Below are 24,962 nucleotides of genomic sequence, written 5' to 3' on the forward strand. Positions count from 1 at the left end.
CCAGCCCGTCGAGCGGCCCGTCACAAGGGAAGGGCCATGTAGCGGGCGCCGGCGACCGGGTTGTGCCGGTAGGGCGGGACGTCCTTGAACCCGAGCGCCTCGTACATCGCCGCGGCACGCGCCATCGACGGCAACGTGTCGAGGTAGATACGCCGGTACCCGATCGCGCGAGCCTCGTCGAGCACCCGAGCAACGAGCCGCCGCCCGAGCCCGAGGCCGCGCTGCCCCGGCCGCACATACAGCCGCTTCATCTCGCTGTCCTCGGCGGTGATGGCGCGCAGCGCGACGCAACCATGCGGGACCTTGTCGACGGTGCAGAGCAGGAGTCGACCCGACGGCGGGGCGGCTTGCTGCCGCCGGCCGGGACCCTGGCGCGCGCGATCGGCGCTCCAGCTCACCGAGCTGCCCGCCGACCGGGCGCTCTTGGTGGTGCGCAGGCCGGCAGCGAGCGCCCACGCACACGCCTCGCTGACGACAAGGCGCCTCTGACGACTACATCACCGCGGCGCGCTGGGTCCTCAGCGGGGCGAGCACGCCCTTCAACGGTTCCGGATCGCTCCCGCGCTTCGTCAATCTCCGCTACCCGATTGACGCGCTGCTCGATTCCGCGTGACGTATCCTCGGGGCTTCGTGTTGCAGAGGCGACGGAGCTGACGTGTCGGGCCGCCGATCGTCGCTGACATCGATGTCCCAGGAGGATCATCATGAAGCGCATCTTCTGGGTGCGGTCCGCGATCGTGGCGGCCGCATGTCTCGCCGTGCTCTGCGTCGTCCTGGGCCGCACGGCCATGGGCAGGGGGGCCGGGCGCTGGACCGTCCACGGCAAGGATCTCGCCAACACGCACTACGCGCGCGGCGAGAACGACATCGGGCCAGCGAACGCCGCGTCGCTCACCGTGAAATGGGCCTTCACCACGAGCGGCATCGTGCCCGCGACGCCGGCCGTCGACCACGGCGCGATCTACTTTCCGGACGGGGGGGGCAACCTGTACAAGCTCGACGCCGAGACCGGGCTCCCGCTCTGGACGCGCACGATCGCAGGCCTCACGGGCACGCCCGGCGCCGTCGCGCGCACGAGCCCCGCGCTCCACGGCCACACGCTGTTCCTCGGCACCCAGGCCGGCGCGCACATGCTCGCCGTCGACAGCCGCACCGGCGATCTCCTGTGGAAGACGCAGCTCGACCTGCACCCCGCCGCGATCATCACGCAGTCTCCCGTCGTGCATGGCGGCCGCGTGTACGTGGGCGTCTCCTCGCGCGAGGAGCTCTTCGCGGCGGACAACGCCTATCCGTGTTGCAGCTTCCGCGGCAGCGTGGTCGCGCTCGACGCGGGGACCGGGGCGCTGCTCTGGAAGCGCTACACGGTGCCCGCCGGCTACACCGGCGGCGCGGTCTGGGGCGGCGCGCCCGCGATCGACCTCGAGCGCCGCACGCTGTACGTGGCCACCGGCAACAACTACACCGTGCCGCCGTCCGTCTCCGCGTGCGTGGAGGCCGCCGGCGACGACGCCATCGCCGCCGAGGCCTGCCTCGCGGAAGACAACTACATCGACGCCGTGCTCGCGCTCGACCTCCGCACCGGCGCGCTGAAGTGGGCGCGGCGGCTCCAGGGCTTCGACGCCTGGACGGGAGCGTGTTACTTCGGGGGCGACTGGTGCCCTGATCCGGCGGGCCCGGATTACGACTTCGGCACGGGCGCCACGCTCTTCACGGCCGGCGCGGGGGCGGAGCGCCGCGATCTGGTCGGCGCCGGCCAGAAGAGCGGTATCTTCTGGGCGCTCGACAGGGACGACGGGAGCGTGGTGTGGAGCACGCTGGTCGGCCCCGGCGGGGAGCTGGGCGGCATCATGTGGGGCGTCGCCGTGGACGAGAGCAGGATTTACGTGCCGATTGGCAACAACGGCCAGGTCGAGTACACGCTGCAGCCGTCCGGGGAGGTCATCCACTGGGGATCGTGGAGCGCGCTTGACGCCGCCACCGGCGACATCCTGTGGCAGACGCCCGATCCCACGCCGGGCGCGCAGACCAGGGGGCCGCTGACGGTCGCCAACGGCCTGGTCTACGGCGGCTCGATGAGCGGCAACGTCCACGCGCTCGACGCCGCGACGGGCGCCGTCGTCTGGAGCCATCCGGCCGACGGCTCGGTCAACGCCGGGCCGGCGGTGGTGGACGGCACGGTGTACTGGGGGAGCGGCTACGAGAGCTTCGGTATCGGCACGCCGGGTAACACGCTGTTCGCGTTCGGCTTGCCGGAGCGCTGCCCGGGTGGGAGGTGGTTCGGCTGTCGCGGTCCACGCTGAACGGAGCACGCGAGCGGCTCATCTCGCCCCTACACTGCATGCACGGCATGATCACTTCCGCTCTGTGAGGTCGGCGGACCGCTGATCGGGATGGGGGAGGCAGGCCGTGATGAACCCCGCCCGCGCCCGGCGCGTCACCCGCCCGCCCCGCGGAGCCCCGCCGCCGTCACCGCCCGCTCCACGAGGTCGGGCGACCACGCGCCGGCGTGGCGCGTGAAGAGCGTTCGCCCCTTGAACGCGCGCCCCGCGAGCTCCGCGGGCATGTCGGGCCAGCGCGCGACGAAGCTCCCCTTCGGCGCCCCCTTGCGCGCGGCGACCCAGGGAGGGGCCCCGCCCTCGATCGTGAACCAGTCGATCACGCGATCCACGTCCTGGGACGCCTCGAGCCGCCCGATGAGCTTCGTGCTCGTGTTGCCGAACACGTTGTAATCCACCGAGCGAGGGCTCTGGGTGCACAGCAAGCAGCCCACGCCGTACTTCCGGCCCTGGGTGAAGAGCCGGATGAGCGGCTGCTTGGCGGGTGGCTTGCTGCCGCCGGCCGGGATCCAGTCGCGCGCCTCGTCGATGTAGAAGAGCAGGTTCACGCCGCCGGAGGTCGCGTCCACCGTCGTGATCATCCAGCGGTACAGCTCGGTCGCGAGGGCCGCGAGGAAGAAATGCTTCTCGTCGTCGTTGCTGAGCGCGTTCAGGTAAACGATGTTGAGCGGGACGCGCCCCGGCTTCGAGGGCCGGAGCAGCTCGGTGAAGTCGAGGCGCGTCCCCCCCGAGAACAGCCGCGCCGACGGGCCCTGCACGAACGTGTTGAGCCGGCGCGCGAGCCGCTCGCGCTCGGACTTGCGGATGAGGCTCTCCACCTCGTCCATGCCCAGGTCCTCGGGGGCGGTGACGGCGGCCACGATGTCCCTCAGCCGGACCGGCGCCGCGCGCGGCAGGTGCCGCAGCACCTGATAGAGGAACGTCCGCTGCGACTCCTCCTCACCGCCGCACGCGCACAGGCTGACGAGGTTGGCCGCCACCGCCACGAGCAGGCCCTCCTCCTCCTCGGCGCGGAGCGCGGGGTTCGCGATGTGCGAGAGCTCGCTCGCGCTCGGGAGCCGCAGGGGGTCGAGGCAGAGCCTCTGGCCGTGCGAGGACCCGGGGGTGAGGATGCGCGGCTCCATGCGCTCCTGGAGCTCCTCCCACGCGCGGCGCAGCTCCGCCGGCACGTCGGCGGGCGGGCGCGCCTCCATCATCTGGACGAGATCGCCCTGGGGGTCGATCGCGAGGACGGGAACACCGGCGCGCAGCGCCTCCTCCGCGATGATCTTGGCCATCCAGGTCTTGCCGCTCCCCGCAGCGCCGACGACCGAGACGTGCGTCCGCAGCACCGCAGGGTCCATGCAGACGGGCGAGCCGCCGTCGTCGAACCCGAGGAGCATGCCGCTGACGTTCGCGGCCCGGGCCCCCGGCGGCCTCGCTGCCGTATCGCGCTCCGCGGGGGTCGCGCGCTCACCGCTCGGCGGAGCTTCCGCCGGCGCCTTGGGCCCACGGCCCGGCGCCGGCGCCGGCTTCGGGCGCTCGGCCGCCGGCTTCACGACCGCCTGCGCCTCGTCGAGCTCGGGATCGTCCTCCACCATCGGCTCGTCCGCCACCGGCTCGCCGGCCGTCGGCCCGTCCGCCCCCGGCGCGCCGGCCGCGACGCGCTCGCGCTCCTCCGGCGCGTCGCCGCCGCGGGTGGCCTCGAGCGCCGTCCAGCGGCGGTCCCACGCGCCCCCGTCCTTGGGGCCGAGCTCCGCGACGCACGCCCCGGAGCGCTCGTGCTTGCAGCCGTCGCAGCTCGCGCGGTCGCCCGGCGGCGCCAGCCCCCCGGCGCCCAGCGCGTGGTCGGACCAGGCCACCATGCTGGCGATGAGCTCGTAGACCTTGCCGCGCTTCGCCTCGATCTCCTCCCAGCGCGCCTCCCGGACGCTGCGCGTGGGGTGCAGATAGAACACCGCCACGTCCGGTTGCGTGCCGTGCTGGTGATGGTGCATCAGCGCGTAGGTGAAGACCTGGAACAGATCGCTGTTCGGGGAGGTCGCGGGCGTGAGCTTGTAGTCCACGATGCGGTGCTTCCCGAGCCGCGGATCGAAGTACACGTAATCGATCGCCCCGGTCACGTGGACGTGGACGTCCTCCCCCACGTGGAACGTCACGTCGACCCGCTTGCGCGAGTCCCCGAAGAGCTGGCTCCGGAGCTCCGCCGCGGGCAGGCCGGCCGCCCTCGCGTGCACCGCGAGCCGCGCGAGCTCCTCCATGTAGAGCTGGACCGCGGAGATGAAGCCGAGCCGCAGCGGCACCGGGCGCGCCGCGAGCGCGTCGAGGTTCAGGCACGAGGCGTTGAACCAGCGCATCAGCGCCTGCTGGAGGCTCATGGCGTCGCGGGCGGCCTCCAGCGCCGACAGCACCTCGTCCGAGCTCCGCGCGGCGGCGTTGAAGCGCTCCACAGCGGTGTGGAACAGCGCGCCGCAGCCGGGCGCCGCGCCGCCCTTGCGCCAGATGCGGCTCACGACCTTCTTCCCGTCCTGCCGCTCGGCCGTGGCGCGGGTGTCGAACCAGTGGAGCCTCGGGCACGTCGCCGCGACGCGGAGCTGGGTCACGTTGACGTGGACGAGCCTCACTTCCTGCTCCGGAGCTGGACGAAGAGGTCGTCGTCCGTCGCCGTGGCGTGGACGTGGCCCTCGTCATGGAGCGCCTGCGCCGTCTTCTTGAGGTGCGACCAGACCTCCGGGAAGCGCTTCTCCGGCAGCTTCTTGCGGGTCGCGAAGATCTGCGCGAGCTCCTTCGCCATCAGGCCGAGGCGCCACGACAGCTCGGCCATGATGTGCTCCCGCGTCTGCTGAGGATCCCACGCCGGAGGCGGCACCGAGTCCGCGCCGCCCTTCACGATCTCCTCGGTGAGCAGCTCGCGCAGCACCGGGGGCGCCAGCAGCAGGCTCTGGCGGTGGAACGACGCCATCACCTCGGCCTCGGTCACCTTGCGGTACTGCCCGCGCGGGTGCTCGATCTCGAGGTCCTGGCTCCTCGCGGCGCCGAGGAGCCCCGCGAGCGAGTCGAGCTCCGCGTGCCCGGAGAAGTCGAGGTGGAGGTGGAGGAAGCGCTGGCGGCCCAGCTTGCAGAGCGCGTCGTACGCGGCCTTGCCGGCGCCGCCCAGCCGCAGCGGGCGGCGCTCCTCGTCGGTGACAAGGATGCGCTTGTCCGTGTGCTTCGTGTCGTCGACCATGCGCTGGAGCGGCATCCGCGCGCCGTGCCCGCTCGGCGCGCAGAGGAACGTCACGCCGGTGCTCACGATCACGCCGTCGGCGCGCTTCTCCCTGGCCAGCAGGTGATACGCCGGGGCCTTGCCCCGCTTCTTCGGGGTGAGGTGCTCGACGCTCAGGAGCGTCGAGCCGCCCTGGCCGGCGCACCTGGCGAGCAGGTGGTGCGTCAGGCTCGCGAGGTTGTCCTCGTCGGGCGGGAGCGACGCCTGCTGCAGCCGGCGGCGGTTCTTGCCTTCCTCGAGCTTCTTTCTCACCTCGGCGTCGATGACGTCCTCGAGCTTCGCCACGGGCGGCCTCGGTCTGTCGTCGCCCGGGCCGGGCCACTCCTTGAGCCAGCGCTTGCCGCCGACGGCCGCGAGCCGATCTTGCTGTGCCTCCCAGCGGTCCCGCGCCCAGAGGATCGCGTCGCGCGGCCGGAGCTCCTGCACGCCGTCGAGGCGCTGCTCGAGCCACTCGCCGCCGAGCGGGAACAGCCGATCGCGCTTCCGCGCGGCGATGACCTCCTCGATCTCCTTCTCCTCGAAGCCGGAGAGCGCGGCGTCGAGCCGGCCCTCCAGGATGGCGCGGGCTTCCTCGGGCGAGATCATGTGCAGCTCGAGGATCCGCTCGGCGATCCGGTCCCAGGCGGCCGCGGGGATCACCTCGCCCGCGCGCATGGAGAGCATGGACTGCTTCACGCCGGAGACGATGACGACGAGGTGCTTTGCCCTGTCGAGCAGCGCGTGCGCGTACGACATCAGGGCGCGCACGGCGTCCGGATCGAGGTTGTCGATCTGGTCGAGGCAGAGCACGAGCGGGAGCTCGGCGAGCGCGCAGAGGTGCGCGAGGACGTGGAGCACGCGCTCCACCGCGGCGTCGTCCGCGAGGGCGAGGCCGTCGTCTCCGGCCGCCTGGTCGAGCAGGCGCGCCTCGTCGGGCCCGAGGGTCTCGCCGGAGAGCCAGAGCACCGCCGCGTGGGCGCGCCTCTCGGCGCCGGCGTCGCCGAGGCTCCCGTGCGAGGTCCCGGTGAGGAACGCGTTGAGCGCGGGGATGACCGCGTTCTGCGGGTCGATCTGGGCGCCGAGGCGGGCCAGCGCCTCCTTGCGCGCCTCGATCGCCTTGGGCCCCGTCATCATCTTGCGGCCCTTGAGCGCGCCCGTCCGGATGAGGGCGCGGTTGAGGATGGTGTAGAGGCGCGACTGCGTGTAGTCGCTCCCGCGGTGCCCCGCGAGGTCGCTGACGGTCGCGTTGAGCACGTACCGGAGCATCCGCTCGGGCGAGGCGAGGATGTTGTGCAGGTAGACGATGGTCGCCTTGTCTTCCCCGGCCCACTGGAACAGCCGCGCGAGCAGGTGGCTCTTGCCGACGCCGGGGGCGCCGATGAGCAGCGCGCCGAGGCTCGTCGGCTCCTTCGCGGCGTCCTGCACGACGCGCACGAGCTTGTTGAAGGCGTTCTTGTGGATCGACGCGACCGTGGCCTCGGTGCTGCCGACGTCGGTGATGCGGTGGCTGCGGAACGGGTTGGTGCCCCGGACCGCCGCGAGGAAGCGCTCGAAGGTGGGTTCTTCGCTGCTCATGCGTCGTGCCTCTGCGCCACGTAGACGAGCAGGTTGCCGGCCTCCATGATGCCGGCGTCGCGCTCCGCCTCGGCCATCTGGTGGTGGCGCCCGTCGGACGGGTCGAGCGAGTAGCGCCGCTGCCGCCGGAGCGCGGCGAGCTCCGCGTCGAAGACGGCGCGCGACACGTCGGGGAGAGCGGCGCGGAGGGCGTGGAGGGTGACGTAGTTGTGGCCGCCGGCGTCGCGGTCGAGGGCGGCGAAGGCGGCGTCGAAGCGATCGGTGAAGGGGGCGGGCGCGGGGGCGGCGTCGGCGTCGGCGTCGGCGGCCGCGGGGTGGGGAGCGGCGTCGCGGGGGGCGTCGGGGACCGTGTGGCGGGGAGCGCCGTCGAGGGCCGCGTGGCGGGGAGCGCCGTCGAGGGCCGCGTGGCGGGGAGCGCCGTCGAGGGCCGCGTGGCGGGGAGCGCCGTGGGGCGCGGGCGCGGCGGGGTGCACCGGCGCACCGGCGGCCGGGAGGACGGCGTCTGCGATGAAGAAGAACAGCGGCTTCTTACCGGTCAAGGCGCCCACGGTCCGGGGGAGCCGGCGCTCGGTGATGCGTTGATCGAGCGCCGCCTTGAACGCGCGGCTCAAGGCAGGCAGGAGCCCCTTGGGGAGCTGCGCCAGAGCGACCGCGGGGGCGCCGGCCGTGCGCGCTGACTGGAGCTGCAGCTCCAGGAGCCGGTCGGACTGCGCGACCGCCTGGAGGTCGTCCGCGAGCAGCACGAGCGTGGTACCGGGCGCTGGCTTCTTCTTGCCTCCCACGCCGCGGGAAAGCAGCAAGCGCGCCTTCGCCTCCCTGGTGGTCAGCGCCTTGGCCGTCACCGCGGGCGTGTCACCGGTCAGCTCCGCGAGTCGCTCGAGCGTCGGCGGGTACGACGCGCCGCCGAGCTGCTTCTGCGACTCGAGGACCCCGAGGAGCCTCGACACCGGCGAGGGCGACGGAGCCTTCTTGCTCGCCGCAGCCCTCGGCTTTGCAGGAGCCTTCTCCTTCGGCGCGGCGGCCTTCCGGGTCGCGGCGGCCTTCTTCGGCTCCTCGGCGCTGCTCTTCCGGGCTGCCGTCGTCTTCGTTGTCGTCGCCCGCGCGCGCGGGCTCGATATGCGGTTCGTGTTCGTGACCCACCTCCCTTGTGGCCGAGACTACCCGGGCGTCCAGCCATGGGAAGGGGCTCCGCTCCACCGCGCTGACGCGGGCGGCGAGCAGCGCGTGTCGCTGGCGCTGGGAGGTGCGCACCCCGCCGTGGAGCCCGGGGCGAGGCTACCGGGTGTCACATAGTGTCATTTCGCAGGCAGATCTGTAAACGGATGGGCACACGTAGTGTCATTTCGCAGGCAGATCTGTAAACGGATGGGCACACGTAGTGTCATTTCGCAGGCAGACCTGTGAACGGATGGGCACACGTCGTGTCATTCCGCAGGCTGCTCCGTGAGCGGAGGGGCCGGGGGGTCCAGGCCCATGCGAACCCTGCGGCCAGCGAGCGCCGCTCGACGGCGTCGCGACACAGGTCGTCGAGAAAGTCGATGGGACGCATTCACCGAGCCTGGGCGTAGAGCGAGAACGGGAAATTGCCCTGCCCGTCGACGAAGGTCGCGTCAGGGACGTCGATCACGAACTCGTGCATGCCGGCGCTCGCGGCCCCCCACGGGACGATCCGGGTGTCGATCACGTCGCCAGGGCACCAATTGCTGGACGACTGCCACACTTCGTCCGACCGCGGGGACAGCCCGTAGATGCCGTTGCTCTGGGTATTGTACTTGCGAAACGGCTCGCACGACGTGCGCCCGGGCTTGTACTGCAAGGCCAGCTCGCCGTCGACGTACACGTAATGCTCGCGGCGAATATACTCCTCGCCGCGCTGGTTGGCGCCGTGATTCGACGTGATCAACACGAGCTGTGCATTCTGTGTATCTGCCGGCAATTCGAAGCTGATGGTCTTGCGGGTCGTGCCGACCTTGTCGCTGGCGCCCACAGCGTAATTGTTGAAGTCTTCGCCGATCGCCAGCGGCAAAAGGACGCTGAAGTCCTGGGCCTCCTGCGTGCTGTCGGTATACAACAGCAGCGACCCGAGCTGCGTGTCATCGCGACCAGCGCAACCGGCGACCTCGTCGTTCGCGGCGTAAGGCACGCCGAAGATGCTCAATTCGAACCAAAAATCGTGATCGGCCAGGAGGTCGGGGTCTTTCAAGATCGGCACGAGGTTGCTGGCCTCCCATTCGTAGGGGACCGTCGTCGGCTGCTTGTTCATGTTCATGAACGGCGTGACGAACCGCGCGACCTCGATCCGGTCGACCTCGCTGGAGACGTAGGTCTGGGCACCCTTGGGGACCAGCGCCAGGTTGACCGAGCCGATTCGGTCGTAGTTGTCGCACAGCGCGCCCACGACCACGCGGACCTTCAGGGTGGTCTGGACCTTGGCGAGCTGCTTCTCGGTCAACCTGGTCGCGACCAGCGAGTTGTTGTGGCGGATCACGCCGTCCGGGATCGGTTCGTCCACCGTCGCGGCGTAGCCGTCGTAGAATACGATGTTCTCCAGCACCGGCACCTCCTCGGGTCCCAGGGCCGGCTCCTCGCCGCTGCCGCCCGTGCCGCCAGCGCCGCCGCTGCCGCCAGTGCCTGCGCTGGCCCCGGTCGCTGCGCTCGCGCTCCCGGTGCTCTCGGAGGTCCCGGTGCCTCCGCCAGTGCCCACGTCAGAGCGCTGTTCATTCGTGCACGCGGCGAGCAGGGCCGACAGACAGAAGGATGGGATCGCGCGACGCAGGTTCATTCGTCGAACTTATCAGATCGCCGGCTCGATGTCGCGCTGGAGCGGCGGACCCACCACGTCCAGGTGGGGGTGTCCTGATTAGGGCATTCGAGTTATCCAAGAAGGGTCTCAGTCGAGCCCTTCCTTGCCCGGTGCCCAATAAGCTCGCGTTCGGATCTGACGGCTCGAGAGACCGAGCGACCGCAGCTGCTTGTTCAATCGCTGGATGGAGGATGCCTTCCCCGAAAGAGCGCAGCCCTTGATGGACCTGGCCTGAAGGTGATCGACGGCGACGCTCTCGATCTCGCTCCGGTGCGATTCGTCGGACGTTCGCTCGATCACGTCGTCCGCTTCAGCTTTTGCTGGTCGCGCTCGGCGTGCCCCCTCGGGGACAATGGGCTCGTCTACGTTCTGAATCACAGTGGGCAGATGCTCTCGGCAGACGGCTGCTCGCTGTACGTCTTCACCGGTTTTCCCCAAGACTGCTTGATCGGCGACGACCGCTCAGTGGCGCGTCCTGAGCAGCTCGCTTTCGGTGGGCACGCCTCGCGCGCCCGTCGCGCGGGGGACGCGCGCGCTCCGCGGCGCCCGGCGGGGGTCGGCCGGGCGCGCGGCCTGCGCGGGGAGGGGGCGCGGCGCGTCCGCGAGGACGGCGGCCTCGTCGGGCGCGGGGACGGCGGCCCCCACCGCCGCGGCGTCACCTGAGCTCGCTGCCGGGCGTGGGCTCGCCTGGGCTGCGATGCGCGCTTGCGCGGCGCGAACGATGGAGGTGGCGCGCGCGTCGACGCTCGACGCCCGCAGCGCGGCGGGGACCTGGGCCTGTGCCCGTAGCGCGCCGGTCGACAGCACGACGCCAAGCGCCACGACGAGGCCGGCCGCAAGGCCCAGCTTGCCCCGGCGCGTGGGCTCGGCTCGCGCCGGCTCACCCGACGGGCCGACCGCGGCCTTGTAGGCGGCGACCATGGCCTCGATCGAGGGGAACCGCTCCGTCGGATCCAGGGCGAAGGCGCGCGCGAACCAGGCCGAGAGCGCTGGCAGCGCCTCCGGGTACAGCGCCGGCTGAGCCGGTTGCGCTCGGGCCAGGATCGAGGCGAGCACGTCGCTCATGGTGTGGCCCGGGAAGGGCAGCCGGCCCGTGAGCGCCTCGTACGAGACGACCGCGAGCGCCCACATGTCCGAGTGCGGGCTGGTGTCCCCGTCGCACGCGTGCTCCGGGCTCAGGTACGCCGGCGTGCCCAGCACCACGCCGTCGGCGGTTCGGCGGGGGAAGTCGGCAGGCAGCTCCTTTCGGATCCACTTGGCGATGCCGAAGTCCGCGACCTTGGCGCGCACCTCACCGCTGCGCTCCTCCTCGAGCAGCACGTTCGTCGGCTTGACGTCGCGGTGCACGATGCCGAGGCCGTGCGCGACCGAGAGGGCCTCTCCGATCTGGCCGAGGAGCGGGGCGAGCTCCGCCGGGGATATCGGTCCCCGCTCCTGCATGAGCTGCCTCAGGGACCGACCTCGAACGTAGCCCATGACGAGGTACGGACCCACGGCAGGATCGTCGCCGACGTCGCGCACGGCGACGACGTGGTCCGTCTTCTGCGCCAGCTGCGCCGCGACCTGGGCCTCGAACCGGAAGCGCTCCAGCGCGGCGCCCGCCTGGCGCTCGCGCTGGACCGCGAGGAGCTTGAGCGCGACGTCGACCCGCAAGGCCCCGTCGTGCGCGAGCCACACCTCGCCCATCGCGCCGCGTCCGACCCGCCGCAAGAGCTTGTACCGCCCGGCGACGAGCTGGTTGCGCCGCGGGTCCTGCGCCACGGCGCCCCGCCCGGCTGCGGAAGAAGCGGGACCGGCGTCGCCGGAGCGGTCAGAGCGCGCCGCAGCGGCACGCGCGCTGTCCGCCATCTGGAGGTTGGCGTCAGATCGTCCACCGGAAGCCGATGCTTGCCACACGAGCGGTACCCTCCGTGCCGTCGCCGTGTCCAAGCTCATTGACGCGCTGATGCGACAACGCTCCTGGGCACCGAGACCGGGGCATGTCGGTCACAGTACCACCGGGAGGGCGAAACTGACATCAGGAACGATGGAATCGCCTGGCTCGGGAGTCTCCGGATTCACCATAAGGTGCTCAAGGGTGGTGAATCGGCGCCATGGCGAGCGCCCTCGCCCAGGTCAGAACGTGATCTCGATAGCGTCCGCCGATCGGTTCGCCGGCCGTGGTGGACGACCTCGATGTTATTTCCGTCGGGAGCGAGCTCGGACGCAGCACGCTCCGATGACTCGATCCCAAGCGAGCAGGCTTGGACGATGGTCCCCATCTCTCGCCTCTCCCCCTTGGTCTGTAGTTCTATCTCTCCTCCCCGTCTCCCCGTCTCCCTGTGTACTCTCTCTTGTTCTGGCCGCGGCGCCCTTGGCCCTTGATGCGTCCGGGGCGCCGCGCGCGCAGGAACCGCGGCCAGAATCCAGATCATCGCTGGACGAACCGCGTTCTCCGTCTATCCTCGACGGGTGCGCTCGGGGGAGCTCTTGGGGGGGCGCTTCCGCGTCGAAGCGCTCGCGGAGACCGGAGGGATGGGGGCGGTCTACCGCGCCTGTGACGTCACCACCGGAAGGCGGGTCGCCGCCAAGGTGCTGCACGATCCGTCGCCGCACCACCTCGAGCGCTTCGCGCGGGAGGCGGAGCTCCTCGCCCGTCTCGCGCACCCGGGGATCGTCCGGTACATTGCCTACAACGCGGCGCGCGAGGACACGCCCTTTCTGGTCATGGAATGGCTGGAAGGAGAGGACCTCTCCCGCCTCCTCTCGCGGCGGCGGCTCACGGTCGACGAGGCGGTGGAGCTCGGGGCGCGCGTCGCTGCGGCCCTGGACGCCGCCCACGCGCGGGGGATCGTCCACCGCGATCTCAAGCCGGCCAACATCTTCCTCGTCGGCGGCCGGATCGCGGAGCCCAAGCTCCTCGATTTCGGGATCGCCCATTTCCCGGGCAGGGTCCCGATCACCGGCGCCGGGGTGCTGGTCGGCACGCCCGAGTACATGGCCCCGGAACAGGCGCGCAGCGGAGAAGATGTCGGCACGCCCGCCGACATCTTCTCGCTCGGCTGCGTGCTCTTCGAGTGCCTCACCGGCGCCCCGCCGTTCCAGGCAGATCACCTGATCGCCCTCCTCGCCAGGATCATCTTCGACGAGCCGCCGCGCCTGTCGGAGCGCTGCCCCGGCGCGCCCCTGTGGCTCGACGCGCTGCTCTCGCAGATGCTCGAGAAGGATCCGGCGCGGCGCCCGCGCGACGGGGCCGCGGCCCACGCCGCGCTGGCGACGCAGGAGGTCCACGGCGGGTTGATCCCGGCACCGGCGAGCTCCGCGCTCACCAGCAGCGAGCGCCGCTTCCACGGCGTCGCGGTGGTGGGCCGCGCGCCAGCTTCCGCGCTGGACGCCACCCTCTCGGTCGGCGAGGTGGGCGCGGACGACGGCACGCTCCGGGAGGTCGCCGCCCGCTTCGAGGGGCGCCTGGAGCTGCTCGCCGACGGTACTGCGGTGCTCATCTTCGGCCGCCCGCACGTGCCCACCGACGTCGCCGCGCAGCTCGCGCGCTGCGCGCTGGCCCTGCGGGAGCGCGTCCCTGATCGCCCGATCGCGATCACCGTCGGCTGGGGCGAGCTCGGGTGCGGCCTGCCGGTCGGCGACGCGATCCAGCGCGCGGCGGAGCTGCTCCGGAGCGCGGGCCGCACGGGCGCGCCGCGGATCCTCCTCGACAAGATCACGGCCGGGCTGATCGAGGCCCGCTTCGAGGCCGCGATCACCACGTCCGGCGCCCTCGAGCTCCGCGGCGAGCGCGGCGCCGCCGAGCCGTGGCGCCCGCTCCTCGGCAGGCCAACGCCCTGCGTCGGCCGCGATCACGAGCTCCGCCTGCTGGAGCAGACCTTCGCCGCGTGCGCCGGCGAGCCCGCCGCCCGGGCGGTGCTCATCATCGGCGCCGCGGGCATGGGCAAGTCCCGCCTCTTCCAGGAGCACCTCGCGGCCCTCCGGCGCGCCGGTGCGCCCGCGGAGATCTGGCCGGGGCTCGGGGATCCGCTGCGCGCGGGATCGATCGGCGGCCTGCTCGCGGAGGCGCTCCGGGGCGCGGCGGGGATCAAGGGCGGCGAGCCGATCGAGGAGCGGCGCGCGCTCCTCCGGGCCCGCGTCGCCCGCCGCGTGCCCGAGGCGGATCGGCGCCGGATCGAGGAGTTCCTCGGCGAGCTCGCCGGCGTGCCCTTCCCCGACGAGGACAGCCTCCCGCTCCGCGCCGCCCGGCAGGATCCCGAGCTGCTCGGCGACCAGATGCAGCGCGCGCTCCGCGATTTCCTGCGCGCCGAGTGCGCGGCCCAGCCGGTGGTGCTCGCGCTGGAGGACGTGCACTGGGCCGATCGCGCCTCCGTCGCGGCCATTGACACGGCGCTGCGCGAGCTCGCGGACCAGCCGCTCGTCGTGCTCGCCAGCGCGCGCCCGGAGATCAAGCAGGCGCACCCCGATCTCTGGGCCGAGCGCGGGCGGCAGGAGCTCTGCCTCAGGCAGCTCTCGACGAGGGCGTGCGCGCAGCTCGCGCGGGAGGCGCTGGGCGACGCGGCCGACGGGGCCGTCATCGATCGTCTTGCCACCCAGTCCGAGGGCCAACCCTTCTTCCTCGAGGAGCTGATCCGCGCGACGGCGGAAGGCCGGGGCGACGCGCTGCCCGAGACGGTGGTGGCGATGGTGCAGGTTCGGCTGGAGGCGCTCTCGCCCCCCGCGCGCCGGATCCTGCGCGCCGCCAGCGTGCTCGGCGAGGTGTTCTGGCGAGGCGCCGTCGCGCACCTGCTCGGGGGCGGCGAGGCCGCTCCGCTCGCGGATCACCTCTCCGCGCTCGTCGCCGGGGAGCTCTGCGTCCGTCACCGCGAGGGCCGCTTCCCCGGCGAGGAGGCGTACTCCTTCCGCCAGGCGCTCCTGCGCGAGGGCGCTTACGCGCAGCTCACCGAGGACGATCGAGCGCTCGGCCACCGCCTCGCCGCCGACTGGCTGGAGGCCGCGGGCGAGACCGATCCGCTGGTGCTCGCGGCGCACTGCGAGCGCGGCGGCCTGACCGCCCGGGCGGCGTCGCTCCTCGTCCGCGGCGCCGAGCTCGCGGCCGCGCGCCGGGCCTACCTCGACGCCGAGGGCTGCTACGGGCGCGTCGAGGCGCTGCTCGGCGCGTTGCTCCCCGCGGCGCGCCGCGCGCGGGGCCTCGCTCGCTTCCGGCTCGGGCGCCACACGGAGGCCCTCGCCGACCTCGCCGCGGCGCGCGACGAGGCGGCCGCGGCGTCGGAGCCAGGGGCGGAGATCGAGCTCCTCCTCGATGAGGCGATGCTCCTCGACTGGACAGGCGAGTACCGGGCCGCGAGCGAGCGGGTCGCGGCCGCCGAGCGCCTCGCCGACCGGGTGGCCTCACCCCTGCTCGGCGCCCGCCTGCTCCTCGGCGTGGGCCGCTCGCTCCACCGCGTCGACCGCGAGGACGAGGCCGCCGCGGTGCTGACGCGCGCCGCGGCGCAAGCTGCGCGGCTCGGGGACGAGGGGCACGAGACGCACCTCATCGCCCGGCTCCTTCTCGGCTTCATCCTGGCCAGCCTCGGCCGCGTCGAGGAGGCGGCACGGGACCTGGACGCGGTGATCCTCAGCTGCGAGGAGCGCAGCGATCTCATGCACCTCGGCGCTGCGCTCAACAACCGCGGGCTCGCGCGGGCCCTCCAGGGCGACCGCGCCGGGATGATCGCCGATTTCGAGCGCACCATCACGCTCGGGCACGACCTCGGCCAGCCCGCGCTCGAGCTCGTCGGCCGCTACAACCTCGCCGAGTACCTGTATTTGATGGACGATCTCGCGGCCGCGACGCCCCATGCGTGCGCCGTCCAGGCGACAGCGCCGCGCTGCGGCGATCGCCACGCGTCGATCGCCGTGGCGCTCCTGACCGCGCGCCTGCGCCTCTACCAGGGCGACGAGGCGGGCGCTCGCGGGATCGCCCTGCGGCTCCGCGCGGCGCAGGATGAAGCCGGCTGCGAGGCGCTGAAGCCTTCGGAGGACGTGCTCTGCGCGATGATCGAGCTCGCGACCCGCGACGACGACGGCGCCGCGTGGGCCGCGCTCGAGGAGCGGTCCGCGCGCTGCTCGGTAGGGCAGGAGCGGATCGAGGTGCTCGAGGCACGGGCCCTCGCCTCCCTCCGCCGCGGCCGGCACGTCGATGCCCGGGCGCAGCTCGAGCGCGGCCTCGCGGCCGCCGCCACCATTCCGACCGTCATGGGCGGTCGCCTCCGTCGCTGGTACGCGGAGCTGACGAAGCTGACAGAAACGGACGCTCCGGACACCCACCTTGCCGCTGCATCATCGCCTTTCACCGGCGCGGCAGTGCGGGAAAAAGTAGAATAATAACTCATCAGCGAATCGAGGGAGGTGGTTGGTGGGCCCGCGCGCGCCGCGCCGCGCGCAGGGAGCCGCCGGGTCATGCGCCAGGAACAGGGGGGAATCCATGTCTCTCAAGCGGACATTCATCGTGCTTGGTTGGGCTGGGGCGCTGTCGGGCTGCATCGCCGAGGTGGGGGACACCGGCGCGCGGGATGAGCTTGTGGGGGAATCCCAGGGGGCCCTCCTGGGCGGCAACGCGCTCAGCGCGAACGCCCTGAACCTCAACGCCCTGAACCTCAACGCCCTGAACCTCAACGGTCTCAGCGCGCAGAACCTCGCCACGATCCAGGATCCCGGGCCGAACGGCACGCTGGCGCGCGAGTTCGTGCGCTATGCGACGAACTGCGCCCTGAGCAGCGCGGGGTCCTTCGACTTCTCGTGGACGGACTCCAGCGGCAACATGCACCACGAGAGCTACCCAGGGCTGCTCGGCGTCGCGCCCACCTGGGCGAGCGGGCCGCTCGACGAGCTCGGGCAGCGCATGGTCTCCAGCTGCGTGGCGGCGCGCGTGAACTACTATCAAGTACCGGTCGTCGTCTCCGCCCGCTCGCTGCGGACTCCGCTGAAGACGCTCTCCTCCAGCCGGGAGCTCATCGATTATCCGGACGTCGAGGGGGCCTTCTGGGGCAACCTGTTCGCCGCGCAGCCCTACCTCAACGCCTGCTACAACAGCGCGACGGTCAACAACTCGCGCGCCTACCAGCGCGACTGCGCCGCGGGCCACCTGACCTCCGGGGACCAGGTCGTGGAGTGCGGGGTGATCCGCATCGCCGGGCCATGCGACCGGGTCTGCCAGAGCCTCAACGGGGCCGGCCAGTACTACCCGTCCTGCGTCGACCGCCCCGGCCAGAGCACCGCGACCACGAAGGAGGTGGTCACCACCGCCTTGCCCTGACCGACGCGCCGCCGCGACCCGCGACCGGCGATGACGTACGATGCTGAAATGAACCATCCAACAAGGGGACACGAATGCCGAGCAAGCCGAATATCTTGATCATCTGGGGTGACGACATCGGCATTTCGAACCTTAGCTGTTACAGCGACGGCTTGATGGGCTACCGCACGCCCAACATCGATCGGATCGCGGCCGAAGGCGTCCGCTTCACCGACTCCTACGGCGAGCAGAGCTGCACGGCTGGCCGGGCGGCGTTCATCACGGGGCAGAACCCGTACCGCACAGGCCTCACCAAGGTCGGCCTTCCCGGCGCCTGCATCGGGCTGCGCGCCGAGGACCCGACGATCGCCACCGCCTTGAAAGCCCAGGGCTATGCCACCGGCCAGTTCGGCAAGAACCACCTCGGTGATCGCGACGAGTTCCTGCCAACGATGCACGGGTTCGACGAGTTCTTCGGCAACCTGTACCACCTCAACGCCGAGGAGGAGCCCGAGCTCGAGGACTACCCGACGCCGGAGGACTTCCCGCAGTTCCAGGAGCGCTTCGGCCCGCGCGGCGTGCTCCACGCGTGGGCCAACGGCGACGGTACCCAGCGGATCGAGGACACCGGCCCGCTCACGAAGAAGCGCATGGAGACCTGTGACGAGGAGTTCCGCGACGCGGCGATCGACTTCATCAAGCGCCAGCACGAGGCCGGCACCCCGTTCTTCGTGTGGTTCAACAGCACCCACATGCACTTCCGCACCCACGGAAAGCCAGGAAGCAAGGGCCGGGCGGGCCGGTGGCAGTCGGTCTACCACGACACGATGTGTGACCACGACGACCTCGTGGGTGACCTCCTCGCTCTGCTCGACGAGCTCGGCATCGCCGAGGACACCATCGTCATCTACTCCACGGACAACGGACCGCACATGAACACCTGGCCCGATGCCGGGATGACGCCGTTCCGCAGCGAGAAGAACTCGAACTGGGAGGGCGCCTACCGGGTACCGGCCGTGGTGCGCTGGCCGGGCAGGATCCCGGCCGGTCGCGTGCTCACCGGCATCGTCAGCCAGAACGACTGGTTCCCCACGCTCCTCTCCGCCGCAGGAGTCCCTGATATCGTCGAGCAGTTGAAGGCGGGGGCCGAGCTGAACGGCACGCCGTACAAGGTGCATCTCGACGGTCACAACCAGCTGCCGTACCTCACGGGCGAAGCGACCGAGAGCCCGAGGAAGCACTTTTTTTACGTGTCCGACGACGGCGACCTCACGTCAGTCCGGTTCGACAACTGGAAGCTCGTGTTCCTCGAACAGCGCGCTGTCGGCACCTTGAAGATCTGGGCCGAGCCCTATGTGCACCTGCGCGTCCCGAAGATCTTCAACCTGCGCACAGACCCGTACGAGCGGGCTGACATCACGTCGAACATCTACTACGACTGGTTGCTCGACCACGCCTGGCTGCTTGTACCTATCCAGGCCTACGTCGCCCAGATGCTCCAGACCTTCGTCGAGTTCCCGGCCAGGCAGAGGCCGGCGAGCTTCAGCCTCGAACAGGTGATGGCCAAGATCGAGGCTGGTATCACGAGCAGCTGAACGAGCTCGAAGCCGACCACGGGGTCGGCGCCACAGCTGCCCCGCCGGAAGCCGGCAGCCCTCGCGCCGCCGCGGAGCAACACCGCCACGGGAGGGCCCGGGGGGCCCAGGCCCATCCGGTTGTGCCTTCCGCTGCTGTCCATGAACCCGGCGCAGGGCTCCCTACCAAGACGAACCTCAACAACGATGAGGGCACGGAGACGGTCGAGGAGGGCGCCCGCGAGGCGGTGCGCCTCGCGCTGCTCGGCCCGGACGGCCCGACGGGTACGTTCTCGCACGCAACACTCGGACGGCTCCCGTGGTGACGGAGTCTCCTGGGCGCGCGCATCCAGAGTACGGGTCGCGCGAAGTGGCGCTCGATGATTCCTGCTCCCGCGCGCCGTCTTCGACCGCCTCGCCGCGCAGGAGCCGGTGAGGGGCGACTACGGTCCAGGATCCTCCGTGGTCTGGGACTTCGGTCACCTCGACAAGTCGGCGCTCGCGCCGTGAGACGACCGCGGCGCGCCCCGGCCGGATCGAGGCCGAGCCGGGGCGCGCCACCTCGTGGCCCGCCCCGCCCCGCGACCACCTGCTCGATCAGGTTGAGCCGCGGCCGCGGCTCCGGCGCGACGAGCGCCCAGCCGCCGCCCACCTCAGGCAGGACCGCCGGTCGATGCCGCGGCCGTGGGACGTGCCAGACACGACACGGTACGCCCCGGCACCGTGACATGTCACGCCTGCAGCCGTGACATGTCACGCCCCGGCACCGTGACATGTCACGCCTGCAACCGTGATTTGCCCCAACCAGCAACGTAGGGTCGTGCGGACGCGCGGCGGCCGGAGTCTCGCCCCTGTGGGACGGTGGTTGGCTTGGTAGTTGCTATGGGTCGTCGCTGAAGAAGCGGTTCACCGGTTCCTGGTTCGGGGCTTTCGTCATCGACAACAGGGCCCGTTGGAAGGCTGCGACGATCGCGTCCCCTCCCAGGGGCCCCGGTGCGAACCGGCGGCCTCGTCACGCGGGCAGCCGGCAGCACGAAGGCGCCGTGGAGAGGCCCTCGAGCCGACGCCATAGCAACAGCTCATCCGAACGGCGAATGGGCCGCCCTCGCTCCACAGCCAGCCTGAAGTTCTAGAAAAGGAGACCAATGCGTCACTGGTTAGTATTGCTGGGATCCATCATCCTGGTCGGCGTTCCAATCGTCGCCGACGCGCAGAGCACCCAATGCCGAACCGAAGCTCAGCTCTTTGCGGTCTCGCGGTTCCGTGACACCGAAGCCCACCCGTCGATCTACGTGTACGACGGCGACCACGTCTTCACCGTGCGCGGCAACAACTACGGCGAGCCCCATTACGCCACGGCCATCACGTTCGCCAACATCGACGAAGATCCGCACCTCGAGCTCATCGCGGGGCGCAACTGGCGCAACTGCGCGAACTGCGACGTCGTGCCGCGCCTGGTCGTCTACGATGACAAAACCACCCACTTCAAGCAGATCGCGACGCTGGGCAACTGGAGCACGAGCAACGGTGTGGAGGCCCTGGCAGCCGGCGACCTGGACGGCGATGGCGACGACGAGGTCGTCGTCGGGATGAGCGAGAGCACCGATGCGCTGGCGGCCAGGGTGCTGGTCCTGGATGACTTCACCCATGAGGGCGAGAGCCCCCACTTCCAGACGATCCTCGAGCAGCGCTCGGACCCGGAATGGGGCCCGGACTACTACGTCACGGGGCTCGACGTGCGCGACATCAACGGAGACGGTCGCGACGACGTCGCCATCTCCAGGGACAGGCAGTGCGGCATCGGGTGCAGCGGCATCGGGCGCCGCGTCGAGGTCGCGACCCTGGTTGGCGGCAATCTCACCACCCTCTTCAGCGCGGGCGATAGCGTGTTCGGCGACGCCCCCGTCGTGTTCGGGGTCAAGCTCCTCGACTTCGACGGCGACGGCAATGGGGACCTCGCGGCGATCGCCGAAGGAGATCACGGCGACCCGCGCGTGTTCGTCTTCCCCGGCACGCACGACTTCTTCACGAGGGAGATCGCCTTCGGTGCTCCTTTCGACCCCGGCAGCGACAACTGGGACGGCGACCTCCAGGCCATCTCCATCAGCTCCGGGGACATGAACGGGGATGAAAGGGAAGAGCTGGTGGTCGGGCGGAGCGGGGGTGACCAGCGCTCGAAGCTCGTGATCTTCAGCAAGAACGCCGACGGGACCATCTCCCAGACCACCCGCGGTCAGGAGTGGGGCGAAGACGTCGGCGCGAGCGCGGTCGCGATCGTCGACACGGATCTGGATGGCCGGGGCGAGCTCGTGTTCGGCCGCACCGAGAGCCCGAACCCGAGGTGGGGCGTCTACGACGACCTGCTCGCAGACGTTGTCTACCAGAAAGGGGGTACCAGCGACTGGGACGAGGACTACTACGTCACCGACATCGCCGTCGGCGACAAGGTGTGCGTCGTCCACGGCGATCCGCACCCGATCCCCGACTCGGTCGCGGACGCCAACGCCGAGTACGCCGACCGCGTGGAGCGCCTCTTGAAGGCGTGGATGCTCACCTTCGAAGGCGACATCACCAACATCGGAACCTGGGAAAACGCGAAGACCGCAGGCTTCCGCCGCATCGCCGCGGGGCTCGCGGCGCTCGTCCATCTGGACCCGGAGGACGATCTCAGGCCGCCGGAGGACTTCCCGCAGATCGTCGAGGACTGGCTCGTCAACAACGCGCATTTCAGCGATGACGTCGGATCGGAGGCGGACTTCGATTTCTATCTCACGAGCGCGATGACGCTGCTGAACGCGTTCGGGAATACGCCCGAGGGCTCGCAGCCGCTGCTCACAGACAAGGCCGTCAACGCGCTCCTCTTGTACCCAAGGAGTACTCGGACAGAGTGCGCCAACATGGACCTGCCACACGACGATATTGAATACCAGTGGCACTGCACCCCCTTCGCCCTCTACGCCGGAGACAAGGTGCGCAAGCTGGAATACCCGACTTTCTGGGTGACCGTCCCGGAGACCGAGAACCACGTCCTCATGATCAACGCCTGGATCTATCTGGCGAATCAGTGGATCCGCAATAACCCACGACAGGATCCGGAGCTCCAGGCCATTCACGACCGGAGCCCCGAGAAGTTCGTCAACGACGGCACGGAGCTCGAGCAAGCGCTGCTCGCCATCCTCGGCCGGTTCACGAAGAACGGCTACTTCGAGACCAACGCGCGCCCGTACCAGGGCCTCACGCTGCGCGCCTTGATGCAGCTCGCGAGCCATGCCGAAGGCGAAAAGGTGCGGACCGCCGCGCGCAACGCCGTCGATTACACGGCGGCCATGATCGCCTTCCAGTCCCACCACGGCAAGCGCTATGCTCCGATGCGGCGTCGCTTTGAGTACAACAACGTCCTGGAGCTGTACACCTCCGATTATCCGCCCATCATGTTCGGCATCCTGACGGGCGCGTATTCGTTCAACGATGATCCGTTTTGCCCGAAGACGGCTCGCAACTGCATGTGGTGGAACGGCGGAGACCAGTACAAAGGGTTCGCCCTCGACGCCGTGCTCAGCGGCTACGAGGTGCCGGAGCTGATCCACCACTTCATGCTGAAGCCCGACAATGAACAGCCCGGGTTCGGCGCATACACGCGCGCCGGGTCGCGCTACTCCACGGAGATGTATCGGGTTCACGGAGCAGCGAACTACCCGGCGCCCAACGTGATGGGCGACGAGGATCTCGACGCCATCGCGCGTGACCTCGACATCAACCCGACCGAGCAGCCGCCCGGGACGACCGGGTCCTGGCGATACGAGCCCGCGGCCGAGCACTACTTCTCCACGAGCGACTTTCTGAGCAGCTCAGGCGGCAGGTACGGGCGTTTCGTCCACGCGGGGGTGTGGCCTCACGAGCAGCTCTTCGAGCCTGAGGACAAGAAGAACGCGCACGATTTCCTCGCGAAGCCGAGCGTGCTGTTGCTCCCCGGCGATCAGGGCAACTGGGGTGTGACGGAGGCTCAGCACCTCACGCCGATGATGAGAGGGAACGGCTATACTTCGAACAACGGGCCCGTGTACAAGAACGTCACGCTCGGCTTCGATCCCCATGAAGATTGGCCGACGCGGACTCCGGATGGCTGGGCCCAGAGCGACGTCGTCATGCTGGACAACGGATCGAGGGCCAAGGTGATCACCAAGCCGGGCGGCGACCTGCACCTCGTCGTGGTCTCCTTCCCCGTCCTGCACGGCGGCCTGTGGGAGGTCGTCCCTGGTCATTGGGGCTCAGGCACCGAGGAGGCGGGCGTTCCGGCCGCGGAGGTCCTGAGCGCCGTCGTGTCCAGGAACGCCGGCCTGACGGCGCTGGGCAGCATGCTCCCCTACCAGACGGTGGTGAGCAACGAGCGGCTTGACATCGGCTTCTCGGAGGAGGAGTCCCTGATGTGGATTGATCGGATCGCTGGCCTCTCCGCGGGCGCGTTCGACCCGCAGGAGCCGCAGGACGTCATCGATTTCCCGCTGCTGCTGGTCCAGGAGGTCGACGCGGACTATCAGTTCACGGGGGTCGAGTACGTGCGCGCCACGGGCGACGGGCTCGTTACGATCCACAACCCGCACCTGAGCTCGACGTTGACCCTCGACTCGAGGGACCACCACAACCCGACCCGCATCGCTGAAGGGGACGCAGCCGTGGACCCCCCCAGCCAGATCCGGTTCGACGAGAGCTGGCTGTTCCCCGATGCCGGCTCCGCCGAGCAAAACGCCGACGGCAGCGGCTTCACCATCACCCCGGACGGCGCTGGCAACGCCCGTATCGACCGCGAGTACCAGCGCACCGGGACGAACTGGACGCCGGGGTCGGTGTCGTTCTCGGTCGGGGTCACCGGCAACCCCACGCGCAGCGCCCGACTCAAGGTCACCCTGGAGTCCGCCTCGACCGGCACCGTCCAGCTCGGCTCGACCGTGGTGCTCGCCGATGTCGTCACGGCGGGCGAGACGGACGTGCTCTTCAACGTCCCTGCCGCCGCCCTGGAGGCGCTCCAGCAGACGCAGGAGTTCGTCAACATCGCCATTGACGTCGCGGGCGCTGCCGGCGCCGTCGTGCACATCAAGTCGCTGCGGGCCACCACGTACCGCGCCACGCCGCGCGGCCAGGCCAGGATCGGCACCTGGGACGGGCTCTGGGCGACCACGGCCAGCACCTCGAAGAGCCCTGTCGCGACCGTGGGAAAGACGTCGCAGCGGGTGTGCTCCTCGGGCTCCCGTACGCTCGAGAGCGATTCCTTCGTGCCGAAGAGCTTCACCTGGATCTCTCGCCACCTCGCGCTCGACGTCCGGATCCCCACCGGGCTGCCGAACCCGGCCTGGCAGGGCTCCCTCCAGCTCTACTACCATGATCGTCCCGAGGACACCGTCGCCCAGTTCGCCGGGCAGTTCGACCTGACGGGCTATCCGGCGGGCGAGTGGGTCACGGCGCACTTCACGCTCCCCGAGCCGATCTTCGAGGCCCTTCAGGAGACCGACCGCGGCTCCACCCTGCAGGTCTCGCTCATGGCGGAGGCGGCGAACGGCGACTGCTTCCAGTTCGACAACGTGCGGTTCATGGGGGAGCTGCAGTGGAACGGGGCGACGAGCCCCGGCTTGGGCGACGGGCCGTTCGTGCCGCTCACCACCGCCGAGCGCGTGCTCGGCTTCGAGACCGAGGACGCCTGGCACGTCGTGCAGGGCACCACGGCGAGCCTCGTTGAATCGCCGACGAATCCGGAGACGAACGCGCTCTCGCTCCCCGTGTCGAACTACACCGTCATCGAGAGCACGTCGTTCCCGACCAGCGAGCTCTTCACGTTCGGGCCGACGCTGAAGCTCGACGTTGTGTCGCCGCCGCCGGTCAACCCCAGCTGGTCGGGCGATGCCACGATGTTCCTTGCGTGCATGGGAGCGAACATGTCGCACCAGGAGGTCGCGACGAACACGGTCCCGCTCCCGCAGGGGTCGGGCGCCCACGTCGTCAACTTCGTCGTGCCTCCGGCGGGTCTCGCGCTCCTCGCCCAGGACAACGAGTGCCAGCTCCGGCTCGTGCTCAACGGCCCCACGAACGCAGGCACCTACGTGCTCGACAACCTGCGCTTCTCGCTCTGACACCGCGCCCCGCAGGGCCGCGCGACCCCGCGCGGCCCTGCGCGGCCCTGCGCGCTGACCGGCGAGACGAA

12 protein-coding genes and 1 pseudogene are annotated in these 24,962 nt (G+C 70.5%); 7 read left to right on the top strand and 6 right to left on the bottom strand.

Features of this window, described 5'->3' with window-relative positions:
- Positions 1-20 precede the first annotated feature (20 nt).
- Positions 21-398, bottom strand: coding sequence for a GNAT family N-acetyltransferase (locus WMF17_RS13795; protein WP_437649853.1), 378 nt, complete (start codon positions 396-398; stop codon positions 21-23).
- A 306-nt stretch (positions 399-704) separates the two neighbouring features.
- On the opposite strand from WMF17_RS13795, the gene WMF17_RS13800 reads away from it, so the two are divergent.
- The gene (locus WMF17_RS13800; RefSeq protein ID WP_437649855.1) at positions 705-2,300 is read left to right on the top strand and encodes an outer membrane protein assembly factor BamB family protein; all 1,596 of its coding nucleotides are present in this window, start codon (positions 705-707) and stop codon (positions 2,298-2,300) included.
- Positions 2,301-2,434: 134 nt separating this feature from the next.
- Here the strand turns inward: WMF17_RS13800 and WMF17_RS13805 are convergent, their stop codons facing one another.
- Genes WMF17_RS13805 through WMF17_RS13815 form a run of 3 tightly spaced genes read right to left on the bottom strand, consistent with a single transcriptional unit; the run spans position 2,435 to position 8,081 of the window.
- Positions 2,435-4,939: a helicase HerA-like domain-containing protein gene (locus WMF17_RS13805; RefSeq protein ID WP_437649857.1), complete on the bottom strand. Its 2,505-nt coding sequence runs from the start codon at positions 4,937-4,939 to the stop codon at positions 2,435-2,437.
- Positions 4,936-7,134 (bottom strand): P-loop NTPase fold protein, encoded by a 2,199-nt coding sequence (locus WMF17_RS13810; protein WP_437649859.1) that lies wholly within the window; start codon positions 7,132-7,134, stop codon positions 4,936-4,938. Before WMF17_RS13810 ends, WMF17_RS13805 begins: the two co-directional genes overlap by 4 nt.
- A complete protein-coding gene (locus WMF17_RS13815; RefSeq protein ID WP_437649861.1) occupies positions 7,131-8,081 on the bottom strand; it encodes a hypothetical protein in 951 nt (316 codons plus the stop codon). Before WMF17_RS13815 ends, WMF17_RS13810 begins: the two co-directional genes overlap by 4 nt.
- A gap of 22 nt (positions 8,082-8,103) precedes the next feature.
- On the opposite strand from WMF17_RS13815, the gene WMF17_RS13820 reads away from it, so the two are divergent.
- Positions 8,104-8,427 carry a hypothetical protein gene (locus tag WMF17_RS13820; RefSeq protein ID WP_437649862.1) on the top strand — a complete coding sequence of 108 codons (324 nt, stop codon included), beginning with the start codon at positions 8,104-8,106 and terminating at the stop codon, positions 8,425-8,427.
- 256 nt (positions 8,428-8,683) lie between these two features.
- Here WMF17_RS13820 and WMF17_RS13825 read toward each other — a convergent pair whose 3' ends face one another.
- Both WMF17_RS13825 and WMF17_RS13830 read right to left on the bottom strand, forming a co-directional pair.
- A complete protein-coding gene (locus WMF17_RS13825) occupies positions 8,684-9,916 on the bottom strand; it encodes a peptide-N-glycosidase F-related protein (protein ID WP_437649864.1) in 1,233 nt (410 codons plus the stop codon).
- A gap of 483 nt (positions 9,917-10,399) precedes the next feature.
- Positions 10,400-11,698 (bottom strand): protein kinase domain-containing protein, encoded by a 1,299-nt coding sequence (locus tag WMF17_RS13830; protein WP_437649866.1) that lies wholly within the window; start codon positions 11,696-11,698, stop codon positions 10,400-10,402.
- 690 nt (positions 11,699-12,388) lie between these two features.
- Between WMF17_RS13830 and WMF17_RS13835 the strand changes: the two genes are divergently transcribed.
- The 5 genes and pseudogenes from WMF17_RS13835 (at position 12,389) to WMF17_RS13855 (ending at position 24,891) form a co-directional block, all read left to right on the top strand.
- Positions 12,389-16,285, top strand: coding sequence for a serine/threonine-protein kinase (locus WMF17_RS13835; protein ID WP_437649868.1), 3,897 nt, complete (start codon positions 12,389-12,391; stop codon positions 16,283-16,285).
- 124 nt (positions 16,286-16,409) lie between these two features.
- On the top strand, positions 16,410-17,216 hold the full coding sequence (locus tag WMF17_RS13840) for a hypothetical protein (protein WP_437649870.1): 807 nt from the start codon (positions 16,410-16,412) through the stop codon (positions 17,214-17,216).
- A 74-nt stretch (positions 17,217-17,290) separates the two neighbouring features.
- Positions 17,291-18,790 carry an arylsulfatase gene (locus tag WMF17_RS13845; RefSeq protein WP_437649872.1) on the top strand — a complete coding sequence of 500 codons (1,500 nt, stop codon included), beginning with the start codon at positions 17,291-17,293 and terminating at the stop codon, positions 18,788-18,790.
- Positions 18,791-18,954: 164 nt separating this feature from the next.
- Positions 18,955-19,095, top strand: a pseudogene (locus tag WMF17_RS13850) (dehydrogenase); the annotation flags it as partial.
- An 819-nt stretch (positions 19,096-19,914) separates the two neighbouring features.
- Positions 19,915-24,891: an FG-GAP repeat domain-containing protein gene (locus WMF17_RS13855; protein WP_437649874.1), complete on the top strand. Its 4,977-nt coding sequence runs from the start codon at positions 19,915-19,917 to the stop codon at positions 24,889-24,891.
- Positions 24,892-24,962: the final 71 nt, after the last annotated feature.

The organism is Sorangium sp. So ce362, assembly GCF_051519845.1.
In the GTDB taxonomy this organism is placed as follows: Bacteria; Myxococcota_A; Polyangia; order Polyangiales; family Polyangiaceae; genus Sorangium.

Bases quoted from the DNA above. Each gene is read 5' to 3' on its own strand.
- WMF17_RS13800 (WP_437649855.1), top strand. From the start codon at position 705: ATGAAGCGCATCTTCTGGGTGCGGTCCGCGATCGTGGCGGCCGCATGT.
- WMF17_RS13810 (WP_437649859.1), bottom strand. From the start codon at position 7,134: ATGAGCAGCGAAGAACCCACCTTCGAGCGCTTCCTCGCGGCGGTCCGG.
- WMF17_RS13825 (WP_437649864.1), bottom strand. From the start codon at position 9,916: ATGAACCTGCGTCGCGCGATCCCATCCTTCTGTCTGTCGGCCCTGCTC.
- WMF17_RS13845 (WP_437649872.1), top strand. From the start codon at position 17,291: ATGCCGAGCAAGCCGAATATCTTGATCATCTGGGGTGACGACATCGGC.
- WMF17_RS13855 (WP_437649874.1), top strand. From the start codon at position 19,915: ATGCGTCACTGGTTAGTATTGCTGGGATCCATCATCCTGGTCGGCGTT.